The 15,379-nt window shown below is 47.5% G+C and carries 15 protein-coding genes; 3 read left to right on the top strand and 12 right to left on the bottom strand.

The annotated features are described in order from the left end of the window. Window positions 1–50: 50 nt before the first annotated feature. Window positions 51–449: a hypothetical protein gene (locus tag DWX62_RS04520; protein WP_005825862.1), complete on the top strand. Its 399-nt coding sequence runs from the start codon at window positions 51–53 to the stop codon at window positions 447–449. A gap of 314 nt (window positions 450–763) precedes the next feature. Here the strand turns inward: DWX62_RS04520 and DWX62_RS04515 are convergent, their stop codons facing one another. Continuing rightward, window positions 764–1,474: a SprT family zinc-dependent metalloprotease gene (locus DWX62_RS04515; protein WP_035447697.1), complete on the bottom strand. Its 711-nt coding sequence runs from the start codon at window positions 1,472–1,474 to the stop codon at window positions 764–766. A gap of 287 nt (window positions 1,475–1,761) precedes the next feature. Here DWX62_RS04515 and DWX62_RS04510 point away from each other — a divergent pair, with 287 nt between their 5' ends. Beyond that, window positions 1,762–2,622 (top strand): head GIN domain-containing protein, encoded by an 861-nt coding sequence (locus tag DWX62_RS04510; protein WP_009037381.1) that lies wholly within the window; start codon window positions 1,762–1,764, stop codon window positions 2,620–2,622. 148 nt (window positions 2,623–2,770) lie between these two features. On the opposite strand, the gene DWX62_RS04505 is transcribed toward DWX62_RS04510, so the two are convergent. The 9 genes from DWX62_RS04505 to DWX62_RS04465 all read right to left on the bottom strand — a co-directional run bounded on the left by DWX62_RS04505 (window position 2,771) and on the right by DWX62_RS04465 (window position 12,672). Then, window positions 2,771–5,107 (bottom strand): carboxypeptidase-like regulatory domain-containing protein, encoded by a 2,337-nt coding sequence (locus DWX62_RS04505; RefSeq protein WP_009037382.1) that lies wholly within the window; start codon window positions 5,105–5,107, stop codon window positions 2,771–2,773. Between the two features lie 12 nt (window positions 5,108–5,119). Beyond that, a complete protein-coding gene (locus tag DWX62_RS04500) occupies window positions 5,120–5,524 on the bottom strand; it encodes a hypothetical protein (protein WP_005825870.1) in 405 nt (134 codons plus the stop codon). Between the two features lie 154 nt (window positions 5,525–5,678). After that, complete coding sequence (locus DWX62_RS04495; protein ID WP_009037383.1) at window positions 5,679–7,349, bottom strand: LuxR C-terminal-related transcriptional regulator; 1,671 nt, start codon at window positions 7,347–7,349, stop codon at window positions 5,679–5,681. 288 nt (window positions 7,350–7,637) lie between these two features. Further along, window positions 7,638–8,120, bottom strand: coding sequence for a hypothetical protein (locus tag DWX62_RS04490; protein WP_057253887.1), 483 nt, complete (start codon window positions 8,118–8,120; stop codon window positions 7,638–7,640). Beyond that, a complete protein-coding gene (locus DWX62_RS04485; RefSeq protein ID WP_008662032.1) occupies window positions 8,110–8,619 on the bottom strand; it encodes a sigma-70 family RNA polymerase sigma factor in 510 nt (169 codons plus the stop codon). Before DWX62_RS04485 ends, DWX62_RS04490 begins: the two co-directional genes overlap by 11 nt. Before the next feature lie 60 nt (window positions 8,620–8,679). After that, window positions 8,680–9,450: an acetylglutamate kinase gene (argB, locus tag DWX62_RS04480; RefSeq protein WP_008662034.1), complete on the bottom strand. Its 771-nt coding sequence runs from the start codon at window positions 9,448–9,450 to the stop codon at window positions 8,680–8,682. Window position 9,451: 1 nt separating this feature from the next. Continuing rightward, on the bottom strand, window positions 9,452–11,344 hold the full coding sequence (speA, locus tag DWX62_RS04475; RefSeq protein ID WP_005825878.1) for a biosynthetic arginine decarboxylase: 1,893 nt from the start codon (window positions 11,342–11,344) through the stop codon (window positions 9,452–9,454). A gap of 135 nt (window positions 11,345–11,479) precedes the next feature. Beyond that, entirely contained in the window at window positions 11,480–12,007 is a 528-nt protein-coding gene (locus DWX62_RS04470) for a shikimate kinase (protein WP_005825881.1), read from the bottom strand. 62 nt (window positions 12,008–12,069) lie between these two features. Next, entirely contained in the window at window positions 12,070–12,672 is a 603-nt protein-coding gene (locus DWX62_RS04465; protein ID WP_005833749.1) for a nitroreductase family protein, read from the bottom strand. A gap of 117 nt (window positions 12,673–12,789) precedes the next feature. On the opposite strand from DWX62_RS04465, the gene DWX62_RS04460 reads away from it, so the two are divergent. After that, window positions 12,790–13,425, top strand: coding sequence for a ribonuclease H family protein (locus tag DWX62_RS04460; protein WP_044468422.1), 636 nt, complete (start codon window positions 12,790–12,792; stop codon window positions 13,423–13,425). A 93-nt stretch (window positions 13,426–13,518) separates the two neighbouring features. Here the strand turns inward: DWX62_RS04460 and DWX62_RS04455 are convergent, their stop codons facing one another. Both DWX62_RS04455 and DWX62_RS04450 read right to left on the bottom strand, forming a co-directional pair. Beyond that, entirely contained in the window at window positions 13,519–14,421 is a 903-nt protein-coding gene (locus DWX62_RS04455) for a sugar phosphate isomerase/epimerase (protein WP_005825894.1), read from the bottom strand. Window positions 14,422–14,443: 22 nt separating this feature from the next. Further along, window positions 14,444–15,319, bottom strand: a complete 876-nt coding sequence (locus tag DWX62_RS04450; RefSeq protein ID WP_005825897.1) for a DUF1080 domain-containing protein — start codon at window positions 15,317–15,319, stop codon at window positions 14,444–14,446. Window positions 15,320–15,379: the final 60 nt, after the last annotated feature.

Genomic DNA, 15,379 nt, shown 5'->3' with positions numbered 1-15,379 from the left:
TTCAAATTTATTCATTACATTTGTACCATTCTTAAAAAAACTTTTTATCCATGGCACACCGACTGAATACCAACAAGCAGTTTATGATAGGCAACGGCATCCTTGCTTTCGCCGTGATTTTTGTAGTTGTCATCTTTGTCTACATGAGCATGAGGCTGCAACAACGGAAAGAAGGAGAACGCAACTTCATCGAGACATACACCATCACACTGACGAAAGGATTTGCCGGAGATTCCACTTCCATATTCATCAACGACAGCCTGCTGGTGAACCGCACCATTGCAGAAGAACCTTTCACCATCGAAGTGAAACGCTTTGCCGAGCAAAACGCACTCATGATTGTAAACAATGCAACTGAAAAGCTTTCCTTATTTGAGCTAAGCGAAAAAGGGGGCGAATACCGGTTCGAGAAGGAAGGGGAAGAGGTGAAGCAGCTGGCAAAAAATTAGGGATAAAAAGTTGTGAAGCATTTTGCTCTCATATTTCGGAGTCAACAAGCTTTTTCCTGGCTTACCAACAGCCACTACAAAGACATCACATAACTTTTGCAGTGCTACTGCAAAGACATTACACAACTCCTGCAGTGACACTGCAGCGATACTGCACTCCTTTTGCAGCGTTACTGCAAAACAGTTGCAGTGTCACTGCAAAGGTGTTGCAGCAGCACTGCAAAAGGAGTGCAGTGACAGTGCAAGAGGTATGCAGTAGTTTTGCAGTATCACTGTCTGTAAAACAAGGAACTACTTACCGTCCATACTAATCTCTAACCATTTATTTTCGTTTGATATTTCCGAAGCTCCGCTCTCAATGCTTGTGCCTTTCCATCAGTCATCCGGTCGAGCAAATCCCAGAAACGCTCCCCGTGATTCATCTCGCGGGTATGTGCCAGTTCGTGCAGTAGCACGTAGTCTATCAGATGCTTGGGAAGAAGTACCAGATAATAGGAAAGGTTGATATTGCCTTGTGCCGAACAGCTTCCCCAACGCCCGCTGCTGGAATTTATCTTCACACTCTTGTAAGGAAGGTTGTGCTGCATGGAAAGCATATACAGACGGGGCGGAAGAACAATTTTCGCATTTCGCCGTAAAGCTTCCTCAATTACATTGCGCAGCCAAGCCTGCAGCTTCTCATCCGAGAAATCGGCATCAGGAGGACAGATTATCTGCATTTCCCCCAATTCCGAACGGGACAAGAACCGTTCCCGTTGTCCGCTGACCAATGTCAGTTTAAAGAACTCCGTATCAATGCGGTAATCCAAATCAATCAGCTTTCTGACCTGCTTCTGTATGGCAGCCTTCAGACGCGGACGAAGCTGCTCGATGGCATTCTCTATCTCGGCAAGGGAAGTCCGGGGAGGCACAGTCACGTAAATTCCGTCCTCCTTTGTACGGAAAGTGAGGCGCCGTGCCCGGGCATTGACCCGGACAAACAAAGGACCAAGCTCTTTATCTTCTATAATGCGGTTTACTGTCATAAATCAAAGCCTCTCCCATAGGAAAGGGGCGGGAAGAGGCTTTGCAAATGAACAAAGAATCGTCCAAAAACGCAAGCAAATACCTGACAAAAGCGGACGGAGTGTCCGATAATGAACACTACACAAAAGCGACTATCCTTTAATAATCAACATTTTACACTTATGGCACAATAATTGATTAAAGTATGATGACCGAGCGTCCTTTGAAAAAAGCATTTTTATATGCAACTTTTTCAAGGCAGATCACGTCTAACTAATAAATACTGAATCACAAAAAACAAAAGAATATGAAAGCTCTAACAACATTTATCGCAATCGCCTTATTGGCATTCAGTACAACCGCTTGTTCACAACAACACACATACCGTTCCGGAGGCTTCGGCAGCAAGACGGTCAAGGCAAGCAAGAATTATGTAACCAAAGACATAAAAGTGGACAACTTCACCAAGCTGAGTGTAGCCGGCAGCCCCGACGTGACCTACACGCAGAAGTCCGGCAAACCGACAGTGGAAGTATACACCTCGGACAACATTGTAGACTTACTGGATATCCGTGTCAAGGACAATACCCTCTACATCGGCTTCAAGAAGAACGTCAGCGTATCCTATAATAAACTGGAAGTACGTGTGTCCGCAGAAAAGCTGAACGGCATTGCCGTGGCAGGTTCGGGAGACGTGGAACTGAAAAACGGACTGAAGACGGATGACATCAAAATCTCTGTGGCTGGTTCGGGTGACATCAGTGGAAACAACATCTCCTGCACAGACCTCGATATTTCCATCGCAGGCTCGGGAGACATCAATAGCAGCAACATCACTTGCAATGACCTCCAAGTATCCGTTGCAGGTTCAGGTGACATGAAGCTGAATAACGTAACCGCCAACTTCACCAGAGCATCCGTTGCCGGTTCGGGTACCGCCATCCTGAGCGGCAGTACCCAAGAAGCTGAATACAGCGTGGCAGGTTCGGGTGATTTGCTTGCTTCCGATTTCGTTGCCAAGAAAGCATCTGCCAGTGTTGCCGGTTCAGGCGACATCAAGTGCCATGCCACAGATTTCCTGAAAGTACGCACCAGCGGAAGCGGCAGTGTAGGCTACAAGGGTAATCCGGAACTGGACTATCCCAAGAAAGGACTGTATAAACTCTAACATAGAAAACATAGATTCTCAGATTGATGACTATAAACCTAAACTAAATTCTCTCTCAAATAATTACCTGCAAAAAGAACGAAGGACTCCCGCGAGGAAGCCCTTCGTTCTTTTATCACCCCACACCTCCGAAGCACGGGAACAGTTGTCATTTATCTATATTCAGAATGCCCGATTCATTGTCGCTGTTATTGATGCGTCTGCCGGATGATTTGTAACGCTTACCAAACTCGAAGTTATAACTCAGCTTGATAACCGCCATCTGTCCTATTTCTTTCGCATGACTCCACGAGGTATAGGGCGCCACTTTGCTCACCCGTTCCTTGCCCGTCTTGTAGTTGTTGGTGAACGGGAACATCATCCCTGCTCCTAATTGCAGCCGCTTGTGGGTATAAGTGGCTAAAACAGCAGCCTGGTTTTCACCCTTATAAATCGTTTCGCCCATCAGCTCGTTCGCCCTTTTACTGAATTGTCCCAACAGAGAGAACTGCTTATAATTGAACACGGCACCCAGGTTGTAATAGAAATCATTATACGTATGGGTATAGGTATTGCCGTTAGACCAGTAACGTGTAAATCCACCATCTATACTCAGCGTCAGGAAATTCTTCAGACTACCAATGTTCAGTCCGCGGAATGTGAAAGAAGGGCCAAAGCGCAGAAACTGTGCAGAACGCTGGTTCTCGTTCATCGAAACCAACTTGTCTCCCTCGGCAAACACACTCTCCATGATGATATTCTTGTGATAGCCATGTGTCACATTCAGCATGAAGACGAACTTCTTCTTCATATAGGAATAGTTCAACGTATTGTTGAAAACGCTGTAAGTCTCCAATGCCGGGTTACCGCGTACTATCTGGATGGTATCTATCGCCTGCTCCACATTGGTCAATGCACTGAGCGAAGGAATCTTGGGTTCGACATTGAACCGATAGTTGATGTTGCCGTTCTTGTGCGGAGAGAAGTTCAGACGGACAGTGGGAGTAAAGGTATAGTAGGTATGTTCCTCCCCTCCTTCCTTGAAATAAGAGCGGGTCAGTCCGGCACTCACACCATAGCTCACTTTCCTGATATTACCCTGCACCTCGGCAAACGCCGCTGTCTTTGCCTGGTTCATTTCCGATACGACGGGTGAAGAGCCTGCATACTCGTTCCTGGCATACATCTGGTAGTGGCGCAATCCGGCGCTGAATACGAGGAACTTGAAACGCTTGTCGTAGATGGCTTCACCGATAATGGAACGCTTATTCCCCGTCACATCTGTTTCAATCATCGCCAGGTCTTCGGCTTGAGGCGTATATTCGTGGTAGAGCCTATTATTGTCGGTGTGCATCAGCGTACCGGTCACGCTCATCGTAAGCATCTGATTCTTCGGTAATGTACGCTGGTAATAAAGGTCGAGCGAAGGAGTGTAGCTGGACTGCTTGTTCTTCAGTCTGGAGAAGATATAGTTATCGGCATCCGCAGCATCATACAACTTGTTCGACTGGTTCAGGCAAGGGGCATCATAGACACTGTTGCGGAACACGACGTTGAATACGTACTTATCCTGCTCCGTCAGATTGTAAGAGAGGTCGATATTGTGGGTAAAGTGCTTGTTTTGGTCGTGAAGCCCCTCCTGCACACGATGTATCGTCTTATTTTCCAACACATATGTCTCGTCTATATCCGTATATGTTTTTTTGAAGTTACGGGCAGACAAGTTATAGAACAATCCCCATTGTGACTTGTTATGATTGAACTTTGCCACCACATTGTCCTCGCTAAACAACATGTGGGGAGCATTAGTGGCTTGTATATTGACCAGTCCACCCGTTTCGCGGCGGCGGACAATGATGTCCACCACAGCGCCCAGGCTGCTGTCGCCATAGCGTTCTCCCGGATTTTCGATGAATTCTATTCTTACAATCTCCTTGGGCAGGAGGGCTGCCACTTCGGTGGAGGTAGCCACAATACCGTTGATACGTGTCTGTACGCTGCCGCCATTGGCTTCCAGGCCTTTACCAAGAGCATCCACCTTCAAGTGCGGAATGGCAAGGTTCAGCATCAGGTCGTAGGGATTATAGGAATTCTTCATGGCAGTAGCGGTGGGTACTACAACCATGCGGTCTACCTTCTGCGTGATATTGCTGCCCGATATTACCACCTCGTCCAGTGCTACCGACTGTTCTTTCAAGATAATGTCTCCCATCTGCACAGTGCCTTGGGGAGTCCTGATGACAATCTGTTCGCCGACGTAACCGATATAAGAGAGTCTTAACAGGAAATCCGAACCGGCAGTGGCTCTCAAAGCAAATTTACCTTTGCCATCAGTGGTGCTTTCCGTAACGAATGAAGAGTCGGGCAAGGAAATCAGGGCTACATTGACAAATTCCACCGGACGGTTCTGTTCATCTACAATTGTACCGTTTACTTTCACTGTTTGTGCCGCTGCGGCAAAGCTACCCAACAGGCATACGATAGCTATAACAAGAATCTTTTTCATAAATGCCGGTGTTTAGAGTTTGTCTTTTAAAGCTGACTCGATGATTGCCTTTATCTCTTCTGACGAAAGAGTTTCTTTATTGGTCCACTCCTTGTCTCTCTCCTCCGAGATATCCAATACGGAATCGCAATGTTCCGACATCAGCAGAAAGAGCATTTTCTCTGAAGTTTCGCCCGACGCGCTTATTACCTCATAGTGCACTTCGGCATACTTGCAAAATTTGCCGTCTACGTTACGACCACATTTACGCTCCAGGTATCCGTAACGGAATTTCTCACCTTCGCCTAACTGCGACTTAACATATTCCTTAGTTGCCGACTTTATTTTATACTGGTCGCTTCCGGGGAAGTAACATGAAGTAAGAGATACAAGTGCGAAACACGCTGCGATTGCCATTGTTCTGAATGTACTTTTCATAAGACTTTCTGTTTTTTGATTTGATGCAAAGTTAAGGCAAGAAGTCTCTTAACTCCTACTAAATCGCACTATTAAAAGTCTTAATACTTAGCACATAAAGCACTGATTATCAACAATGACATATTATAAAAGTCTTAATCCGGCCTCTTCCGGTCTAAATGCCTCTTATGCACTCCACAATATCCTGTTTTTCGCCTGCATTTATCTTCTTTCGGATGGAAGTCTTACGCACGTAGATGGTTGCACTTGTCTGTTGGGTGACCACACCGATTTCTTTCGTGGAGAAACCGGCACAGAGCAGACAGCATATCTGCACTTCCTTATCAGACAATACCTGTCCGAACTTTTCCATCATGCGGGAATAAAAGCCATCGTATAGTTTATCAATTACCGGATAAAGGTCTGCCCAGGCAAGAAGTCCTTCCACCGGAATCTCCTTATTGCCGATGCCCGAAATAAGTTTCAGCAACGCCTGGTTCTGTGAGGTAGGCGTATTGGCAACAAGCCGTATGATACCCAGCTGCTGAAGAAGCAGCTTCTTGAAGAAAGCACCGCTATTCTCTTCCTGATTGTCCGATACCTTCTGGGCATCTTCCAGCAGGCGGGTCAGTGCATCAATACGTTCCTCGGCTTCGGCAAGGCGCTTCCGTCTGTTACGGATATAAAAGGTAAGGGAAACAAGTACCCCGACAAACACAACAACAACCAGCATCGAATACATCCGTGTCTTCTGCCGTTTGATTATCAACTCATAGTTCAACTGTTGAAGCTTGTTCCTGGTCACCAGCTGTTGCTCTATCACGCTATTCTGGTCCCTCATCTCATTCCTGACAGAATCAGCAAACCTACCGAAAGTGACAATGTCCAAAGGTGCCCCGGAAGTATAGTCCAGAATTGTTTTCAACTGTGCCAGCGCACTGCGTACAGAAAAGCCCTCGGCTCTCTTTTCTTCCTGCTTCAATTCATTGTTCCACGCCTGCTCCCAATAGTAACGGGCAGAATCCAACTGATGAAGGTTCAGGAAGTTTTCAGCAAAGATTACCTGCAGAATGGGATAGTTGTCGGTCATAGGCATCAGCCGTCTAACCCGGTGAAGCAGTTCATTGGACTTGGTATATTCATGGCTGTTGGCAAGAAAAGCGGCATAATTCCTCAGATAGTGACAGGCCGAAGCTGTATCGGCTGCCGCCAATGCCATGTCAATACTCTGTTCCAGGTAATCCGAAGAAGAAGGGTGGTTGGCAAGCGCCATATTGAGTCCCAGGTCATAGAGTATGGAGCAATGTTCCCGGACAGATAGCTTATCAGCATATTGCAATATCTTTTCCATCAACTCTATCGCCTGGGAGTGGTCATTTCTCAGATAAGCTATCTCTGCCTTTCCCCGATAAAAAAGAAGAAGCCAGAAGGTGTCTTTCCGGGCTATGGCATAGTCCAAGCCATTCTCAATCGCTTCATCCATGCGTTCCTCCTGCTTCATCCATTTATAATAGGAGGCTTCAAGCAGGTAGCCATCAAGCATACGGGAAGAGTCTTTCCGCTCACGATAGTAGTGTATCGCTTCAGGAAGCAGCGAATCTTCCGCCAATGACATACCCATACGGTAGCGGGCCTGCGCACAGTTCCAAACGAACTGCATCCACTCCGCTTCTGAAAACCCGACATCCTTTTCTATGGAATTAAGCAACTTCAGCGCACTGTCCGGACGGCTCTGCAACAAAGAGTCGGTCTGCGCCAAAAGTTTTTTGTTGCCATGACAGTCATTACAGCCTACAAAGCACATAATGCCTAAAAGCATAATACAGATGTATAGTATGTTTCTCATCTTCTCCATTGTATATATTTGCAGTGAGTAAAGTTGAGAAAAAAAACGGCAGACTCCAAACTATATATACTGTAAATAATAACTCCCTTAAATAAAAAGCCTTGTAACCCACAGGCAAGAACAACAAAGGGACGCTGCATCACGCGGCGTCCCTTCTATTTTAGTTAGTTTTTATAAGATTTTGAGAGAATTGAAACTTCACAGCCTCAAGTTGTTTTAATAAAGCACACTAACTATTATTATGTTTAAAGCAAATAAAAATGTTATTTTAAAAGCAAATGAAAATATCTATTCCTTGATTTCCAGCTCCTTGTTCACCCGGCGCAGGCTGTCCATCACCTGCTTCTCATGAGACACGGGCACATCTCCCGAAAGAGCTACCGACGGTGCGGAAATCTGTTTACCGATAGTATCGGTTGCGGCTACTTCCTCTACATCCGAAAAGAATGAATGCTGCATCACATTTCCCATCGAAAGGACCACTGCTACTACTGCGGCGGCTTTGAACAGCGGCATGAAGCGTGCAGTCAATGTCAGGCGCTTTGCCTTGACCACCGGAACTTCCACTTCGGCAAGCACCCGGGCATCAAAATCCTCACCCAGATGCACTTCCTGCTGAAGCTGCTGATATACGAACAAATCCTTGTAGCGAAGCAAGTGCTTGGGCACATCGCTTCCGCTAAAGAAAGCACGCAATTCAGCCTCCTCTTCCAAAGAAGTTTCGCACTGCCAGTAGCGTTCCAAGAGTTGTTCTATATATTTAGAGTCCATAACCTTCTATATCAATAAACGTTTGTTTCACTTTTTGCCGCGCCCTGAAGAGGTTCACTTTTACCTGCTCCTCGGTCAAGTTCAGGACTGCTGCTATTTCTTTATAGCTCTTACCTTCCACATCCCTAAGCAGCATAATCAACCGTTGTTTTTCGGGAAGCTTGTTCATCAGCCGGTGTATCAACGTCATTCGTTCCTTGTTCACCAGCTTTTCGTAAGGGCTCGATGCATCGGAGGCCTGCTCCATTTCAAGGGTCAACTCCACGGTGCGGGAGTCTTTTCGCTCGCTACGGTCTATTGCCAAATTCCTTGCCACTGTCAAGCAATAGGCCTCGATAGAACCAAACTGCGACCACTCGTCACGCTTGTTCCAAACCCTTATCAGCGTTTCCTGCACAACATCCTCTGCCTCTGCCCTATCGAACGTAATTCTTAGGGCTAACCGAAAGAGCTTATCCTTCAGCGGGAGAATGTCATTGCGAAAGCTGAGTTCTTGCATCTCTAATAAATTGACGGTTAAGTATTCAGAAAGTTACAGCCTATTGCCGTTTTTTTTGAATTATTTTCTAATACGGGTTCCACCGTTCCCGTTGATGGCTGATGCTAAAGTGATTACGACTTCGGATACACCGGCATCCAACGCCTCGAAAGAGTTCTCCAATTTTGGAATCATGCCACCTTGAATCACACCATCTGCCACATATTGCTTGAATTCCTCCGGCGTTATCTGTGGAATCACGCTATCATCGTCGTTCTCGTCACGCAGCACCCCTTTCTTCTCAAAGCAGAACACCAAAGTTACATCGAACAAACCCGCCAAAGCCTTGGCGGTCTCTCCGGCAATAGTGTCGGCATTCGTATTCAGCATGTGCCCGTCTCCATCGTGTGTCAACGGAGCCATCACGGGAACCACACCCTTATGAATGAGGTCTGCCAAGAAAGCATCATTCAGCTGCTTCACATCGCCCACAAACCCATAATCCACCTCCTTCACGGGACGCTTTACCGAACGGATTACATCCATATCGGCTCCCGTCAAGCCCAGTGCATTGACACCACGCGCCTGCAAGCCGGCAACGATATTCTTATTCACCAGTCCGCCATACACCATGGTCACCACCTTCAGCGTTTCGGCATCAGTGATGCGGCGGCCATTCACCATTTTACTTTCAATACCCAGTTGGGCAGCGAGCTTCGTGGCCGAGCGTCCGCCTCCGTGTACCAAGACCTTGTAGCCTTCGATGGCTGCAAAGTCATCCAATAACTTATAGAGGGTGGCTTCCTCTTCTACAATCTTGCCACCCACCTTTATTACAGTCAGTTTCTCCATTTTATTCCAAATAAGTATATCCGTACAGTCCGGAACGGTAATTAGACAAGAATTCCTTCCCTTCTTCCACAGAGATACGCCCTTCCTTGACGGACTGCGTCACCCAAGTTTCCAGCGTACGTACCAGTTTTTTAGGATTATATTGCACGTAGTCCAACACCTCAGCCACCGTCTCGCCGTCAATCAGTTGGTCGATGGTGTAGCCTTTGGAATTGACAGACACATGCACGGCATTCGTATCACCAAACAGATTGTGCATATCTCCCAGAATCTCTTGATAAGCTCCGACCAGAAAAACCGCCAGATAGTAGTGTTCCTTGTCGCGCAACGAGTGCAGCGGCAGGGTGGTCGTATCGGCACGCGAGCTGACGAAATTGGCAATTTTGCCGTCCGAGTCGCAAGTCATATCCTGCAAGGTAGCCTCGCGGTCGGGTCTTTCATCCAGCCGTTGTATGGGCATGATGGGGAACATCTGGTCGATGGCCCAGGAATCGGGCAATGACTGGAACAGCGAGAAGTTACAGAAATACTTGTCGGCAAGCAGCTTGCTCAACTTGCGGAATTCCTCGGGGCAGTGCTTCATGCCGCTGGCAATGGAGTTGATTTCGCGGCAGATACTCCAGTAGAGTTTCTCTATTTGTGCACGCGTATTCAGGTCGACGATGCCATGGCTGAAAAGGTCGAGTGCCTCTTCGCGTATCTGCTGCGCATCGTGCCAAGGTTCCAGCATACTGCGCTGGCTCAGATTATCCCAGATGTCATACAGTTCCTTCACCAGTTCGTGAGCATCCTCTCCCGGTTCCCAGTCGTCGTCCATTTCGGGCAGGGAAGCCGTTTCCAGCACTTCGAAGATAAGCACGGAGTGATGGGCAGTCAGGCTGCGTCCCGTTTCGGTAATGATATTGGGATGAGGGAACCCGTGTTTGTCGGCAACATCGACGAAAGTCGACACCACATCGTTGACATATTCCTGGATGGAATAGTTGACGGAGCTTTCGCTACTTGAAGAGCGTGTACCGTCATAATCAACTCCCATACCGCCACCGGTATCCACGAATTCGATGTTGAAGCCCATCTTGTTCAGCTGCACAAAGAATTGCGAAGCTTCACGCAAGGCATTCTTGATGCGGCGTATCTTGGTTATCTGACTGCCGATATGGAAATGTATCAGCTTCAGACAGTCCTTCATATCTTTTTTCTCCAAGAAGTCCAGCGCTTCGAGCAGTTCACTGGATGTCAGTCCGAACTTGCTGGCATCTCCTCCGCTTTCTTCCCATTTGCCACTTCCACTGGAAGCCAATTTAATGCGAATGCCGATATTAGGTTTCACCTTCAATTGCTTCGCCATCTTGGCAATAAGATTCAACTCATTAAGTTTCTCTACAACAAGAAAAATGCGTTTGCCCATTTTCTGTGCCAACAGTGCCAGTTCAATGAAGCTCTCGTCCTTATATCCGTTACAAACCACGAGGGAACCCGGGTCTGTATTGACCCCTATCACAGCATGCAACTCCGGCTTTGAACCCGCTTCCAGCCCCAGATTGAACTTCTTCCCATGGTTAATCATCTCTTCTACCACGGGACGCATCTGATTCACTTTAATGGGATAGATAATAAAGTTCTCTCCTTTATACCCGTACTCGTCGGCTGCCTGTCTGAAGCAGCAGGACACCTTCTCGATGCGGTTGTCCAGAATATCGGGAAAACGCACCAATACCGGAGCCGCTACATCGCGCAACTGCAACTCGTCCACCAACTCTTTTAAATCGACGGCAACCCCATCCTTACGCGGTGTCACCACAACATGACCTTTGTCATTGATACCAAAGTACGAAGTGCCCCAACCAGTTACGTTGTACAGCTCTTCTGAATCTTCAATACGCCATTTTCTCATCAGTACATTTACTATTAGACTATTTACAATTTACTATTTTCCCACTATAGTGTGTCTTATAAAGGGGGCGACAAAAATACACATAAATCTAATATATCCAGCTCCTCGGACTGAAAAATACACATTTACAAGGGATTAAAGTCCTAAAAGTTGGCGTAACCGTTGCACGGATTCGCTAATCTGGCTGCGGCTTTCCAGATAACCGGCATCAAAGCGATAACGGGCCTGCGAGTAGAAAGGCTCACGCTTATCCAGCGCCTCCACAATGAAGGTGCGCAAATCTTCGTCCGTCTTGCCTTGCAGGATGGGGCGTTGCTGCTTCGCCACCCGGAGCCGGCGGAACAGAATATCGGGGTGTACATCCAGAAACACCGTCTGCCCGCAACCGTTCATATACTCCATATTGTCAAAAAAACAAGGAGTACCGCCACCGGTAGAGACCACGACATCCTCAAATTCCCCTACTTCATGCAGCATGTTTCGCTCCAATTCACGAAAAGAGGCTTCTCCCCGCTCGGTGAACAATTCACGGATTGATTTGTGAAAACGTTCTTCGATGTACCAGTCCAAATCAATGAACGGCACATTCATTTCGCGGGCAAAAGCCTTTCCTAAAGTAGTTTTACCGGCTCCCATGTAGCCGGTCAAGAAAATACGTATCATATCTGCTACGAGTTACAGGTTTCCTGCAAAGGTAGCAATTCCAAGCTGAAAACGCCTCTGTATCAGAGAAAAATTTTGATACGCTTGCTTAAATCTTCGAATTCCTTTTCTCCCGGTTCACCAGTGGGTGTACCGAAGGGCATCTGTGCAATCATCATCCAGTTGTCGGGCAGGTTCCAGGTGCGACGTACCTCGTCGTCAATCAAGGGGTTATAGTGTTGCAGGGAGGCGCCCAACCCCATATCTTCCAGCATAGTCCAGATGGCAAACTGGTGCATAGCGGAGGTGTGCTGTGACCAAGTGGGGAAATTATCCTTATAGGAAGGGAATGTTTCCTGCAGCTTCTTGACTACAGAAGTATCTTCAAAATAGAGCACAGTACCGTGTCCGCTGGCAAAACAGCCGTCAATCTTGGCTTCCGTCTTGGCAAAAGCCTCGGCAGAGATGCGTGCTTTCAGGGTTTCCTTCACAATGTTCCACAATTTCTTATGTTCGTCGCCCAGCAACAATACAATTCTTGTAGACTGTGAATTGAAAGCTGACGGCACATTCTTTACGGCTTCACGAATAATGTGTACTATTTCTTCATCCAGTACTGGCGAATCGCTGCCGATAGAGTAATAACTACGGCGATGCGCCATGGCTTCTGCAAATGTTCTCTTCATTTTTTGTCCTTTCTTTTTTTATTGAGACTTCTCTTCTTTATTTTATATCCGCCATACAAAGAAACAAATGAAAGAGTTAAGTTGTTCGGATTTTCTTTTTTACCTTTGTCCGCAGTTATGAAGAAAGAAAAATATTACGTCGTATGGGCGGGAGTCAGCCCGGGTATCTACACTTCCTGGACAGACTGCCAACTGCAGACCAAAGGCTACGAAGGAGCAAAATACAAGTCATTCGAATCACGCGAGGAAGCGGAAAAAGCCTTTGCCTCTTCGCCGTACACGTACATCAAGCGGTCGGCTCCCTCTCCTGCCAAGACTATTCCCGGCGCCGACGCTCCCCTTCCCACCGCCGTCGCGGAAAACAGCCTTGCCGTAGACGCAGCCTGCAGCGGAAATCCCGGTGCCATGGAGTACCGGGGAGTACACGTCGCCAGCCGTCAGGAAATCTTTCACTTCGGGCCGATGTATGGAACCAACAATATCGGCGAATTCCTCGCCATTGTCCACGGACTTGCCTTGTTGAAACAGAAAGGTTTCGACATGCCCATCTACAGTGACAGCGTGAACGCCATCAACTGGATAAAACAGAAAAAATGCAAGACCAAACTGCCGCGCGACGCCAAGACCGAAGAGCTTTTCCACCTAATAGAACGTGCGGAGAAGTGGTTGCGCGAAAACACCTACACCACCCGCATCCTAAAATGGGAGACAAAGCAATGGGGGGAAATTCCGGCCGACTTCGGAAGGAAGTAAAAAAACGCGGGCACCCCGGATTCTTCATCCGGTTGTGCCCGCGTCAAGAAAATGATGCGGCCGAGCTTATGAATGAATAGCCGCCATCATGTTTTATTTGCTATACGATGCCTTCACGAAAGGAGCATCAAGCAAGTAGTCAAGACTCTGCTTCACACTCTCTTCTACGGGGCAGCTGTATTTCTCAATCTCAGCTACGATGTGGCGCACGCCAGCAGTATCCGTATTCTTGAAGATAGCATCATAACCTACCATACCACTCTGCCCAATCTCGCGGTGATCCTTGATATGGAGCATGGTGAAGCGTCCGGGATACTTGTTGAAGTAATCCACCGGGCTGTTCTGGCCGCGCACTACCCAGTAAACGTCCATCTGGAAGAATACATATTCGGGATTGGTGTGTTGCAGCATGTAGTCCAGCATCAGCTCCTTGTCTTCCACTTTCTGGAATTCATGGGCATGATTGTGGTAACCGTATTTCAAACCGGCAGCCTGGCAGCGCTTGCCCACTTCATTGTAATAGTCGCAGTAGGTCTGCAAGTCTTTCAATGTCTTGGGAACGGAGAGATACGGAGTCACGATATACTCCATACCGGCCTCCTTATGGGCAGCAATGCACTGATCCCACCATTTCAAGGCTTCCGTAAAGTCGCCCGAAGCCAGTTCCTCGTCCGACAACCCGTGGGTAGTGTGCGAAGAAAGCACGGTCATACCGCTCTTTTCCACCATCTGTTTGAACTCCTGGGGAGTCTTGCCGTAGAACTTACCGTCATTGTAGTTGGCGGCCTCCACACTGGTATAGCCCATATCAGCCAAATCCTTCAGAATCTGGTCGAGGTTACTGCCGTCCTTCACCAAGTCTCTTACAGAGTAGAGCTGGATGGCTACTTCCTTTTTCGTCGTTTCCGGCGCCGTTTCCGTGCTGTGGCTGCTGCAGCTTGTGGCCATCATGGATAAGCACAGTGCTGACAAAATCATCATATGTTTGATTCTCATAGTACTATCTTTTTAGAAGGAATTAGTCGAGAACCTTTACACGGATGTTGCGGTACCAAACATCGTCGCCATGATCCTGCACACCGATAAAGCCTTCGTGGTTTTCGCCGCCACAGTTGTTCAACAGTTCGAAAGCCAAGGGCCACTTCTCTTCGCTGAACTTGCTTGCCTGCAACATTTCAGTCCATTGCTTAGTCCACAAGTGATATTCCAGTACGTTTTCATCGTTCTGTCCGTGAACTACAGTACCTTTGTATACCATAATCTTTGCCTTGTTCCATTCGCCGAAAGGTTTGGCGTTCTGCGGAACAGCCGGTATCATGTCGTACAAGGAAGCAGCCTGACGGTTGTTGTCCTTACCCAGTTTGGCATCCGGATGATTGGCGTTATCCAGCACCTGGAACTCGGGAGCAGAGATATAGATGGGTTCCAACACTTCGTTGCCGTCCTTGTCCTTTGAAGTAACTTCCTGAGCCAGATAGAAGATACCGGAGTTACCACCTTTGGAAATCTTCCATTCCAGTTCCAGCTCAAAGTTCTTGAACTTATGGGCGAAAATCAAGTCACCGCCCTCACCGGTCTGTCCTTCGCCGGTACCGGTTCCACAGAATTTGAGGCAACCATCCTCAATAATCCATCTGGAAGGCACTTTGTCCTTACCGTATCCACGCCATCCGTCCAGGCTCTTTCCATCAAAGATAGTGATATAACCGTCCGCATCAATCGGCAGGTTCAAGCTGTCCGTTTCAGGCGCTTTCAGAGACTTGGAATAAGACACCGCAGTAGTAGTAGGAGCTGCAGCTTCCTCCGTAGCGTTCGATTTCTTTGCACCGCCACCGCAAGAGGCGAGCATACCTCCGATAAGGCAACAAGCCAAAGAATAATATATTTTCTTCATAATCTGAAAAATTAAATGATTAGTATTCGTTTATGAGCATCGGAACCTGGTTCCGATACT

The organism is Bacteroides sp. AF20-13LB (genome assembly GCF_003603065.1).
In the GTDB taxonomy this organism is placed as follows: Bacteria; Bacteroidota; Bacteroidia; order Bacteroidales; family Bacteroidaceae; genus Bacteroides; species Bacteroides uniformis.
The sequence above is the reverse complement of the archived record's forward strand: the minus strand, read 5'-3'. Positions and strand labels throughout refer to the sequence as shown.

Bases quoted from the DNA above. Each gene is read 5' to 3' on its own strand.
- DWX62_RS04520 (WP_005825862.1), top strand. From the start codon at position 51: ATGGCACACCGACTGAATACCAACAAGCAGTTTATGATAGGCAACGGC.
- DWX62_RS04515 (WP_035447697.1), bottom strand. From the start codon at position 1,474: ATGACAGTAAACCGCATTATAGAAGATAAAGAGCTTGGTCCTTTGTTT.
- DWX62_RS04510 (WP_009037381.1), top strand. From the start codon at position 1,762: ATGAAAGCTCTAACAACATTTATCGCAATCGCCTTATTGGCATTCAGT.
- DWX62_RS04505 (WP_009037382.1), bottom strand. From the start codon at position 5,107: ATGAAAAAGATTCTTGTTATAGCTATCGTATGCCTGTTGGGTAGCTTT.
- DWX62_RS04500 (WP_005825870.1), bottom strand. From the start codon at position 5,524: ATGAAAAGTACATTCAGAACAATGGCAATCGCAGCGTGTTTCGCACTT.
- DWX62_RS04495 (WP_009037383.1), bottom strand. From the start codon at position 7,349: ATGAGAAACATACTATACATCTGTATTATGCTTTTAGGCATTATGTGC.
- DWX62_RS04490 (WP_057253887.1), bottom strand. From the start codon at position 8,120: ATGGACTCTAAATATATAGAACAACTCTTGGAACGCTACTGGCAGTGC.
- DWX62_RS04485 (WP_008662032.1), bottom strand. From the start codon at position 8,619: ATGCAAGAACTCAGCTTTCGCAATGACATTCTCCCGCTGAAGGATAAG.
- argB (WP_008662034.1), bottom strand. From the start codon at position 9,450: ATGGAGAAACTGACTGTAATAAAGGTGGGTGGCAAGATTGTAGAAGAG.
- speA (WP_005825878.1), bottom strand. From the start codon at position 11,344: ATGAGAAAATGGCGTATTGAAGATTCAGAAGAGCTGTACAACGTAACT.
- DWX62_RS04470 (WP_005825881.1), bottom strand. From the start codon at position 12,007: ATGATACGTATTTTCTTGACCGGCTACATGGGAGCCGGTAAAACTACT.
- DWX62_RS04465 (WP_005833749.1), bottom strand. From the start codon at position 12,672: ATGAAGAGAACATTTGCAGAAGCCATGGCGCATCGCCGTAGTTATTAC.
- DWX62_RS04460 (WP_044468422.1), top strand. From the start codon at position 12,790: ATGAAGAAAGAAAAATATTACGTCGTATGGGCGGGAGTCAGCCCGGGT.
- DWX62_RS04455 (WP_005825894.1), bottom strand. From the start codon at position 14,421: ATGAGAATCAAACATATGATGATTTTGTCAGCACTGTGCTTATCCATG.
- DWX62_RS04450 (WP_005825897.1), bottom strand. From the start codon at position 15,319: ATGAAGAAAATATATTATTCTTTGGCTTGTTGCCTTATCGGAGGTATG.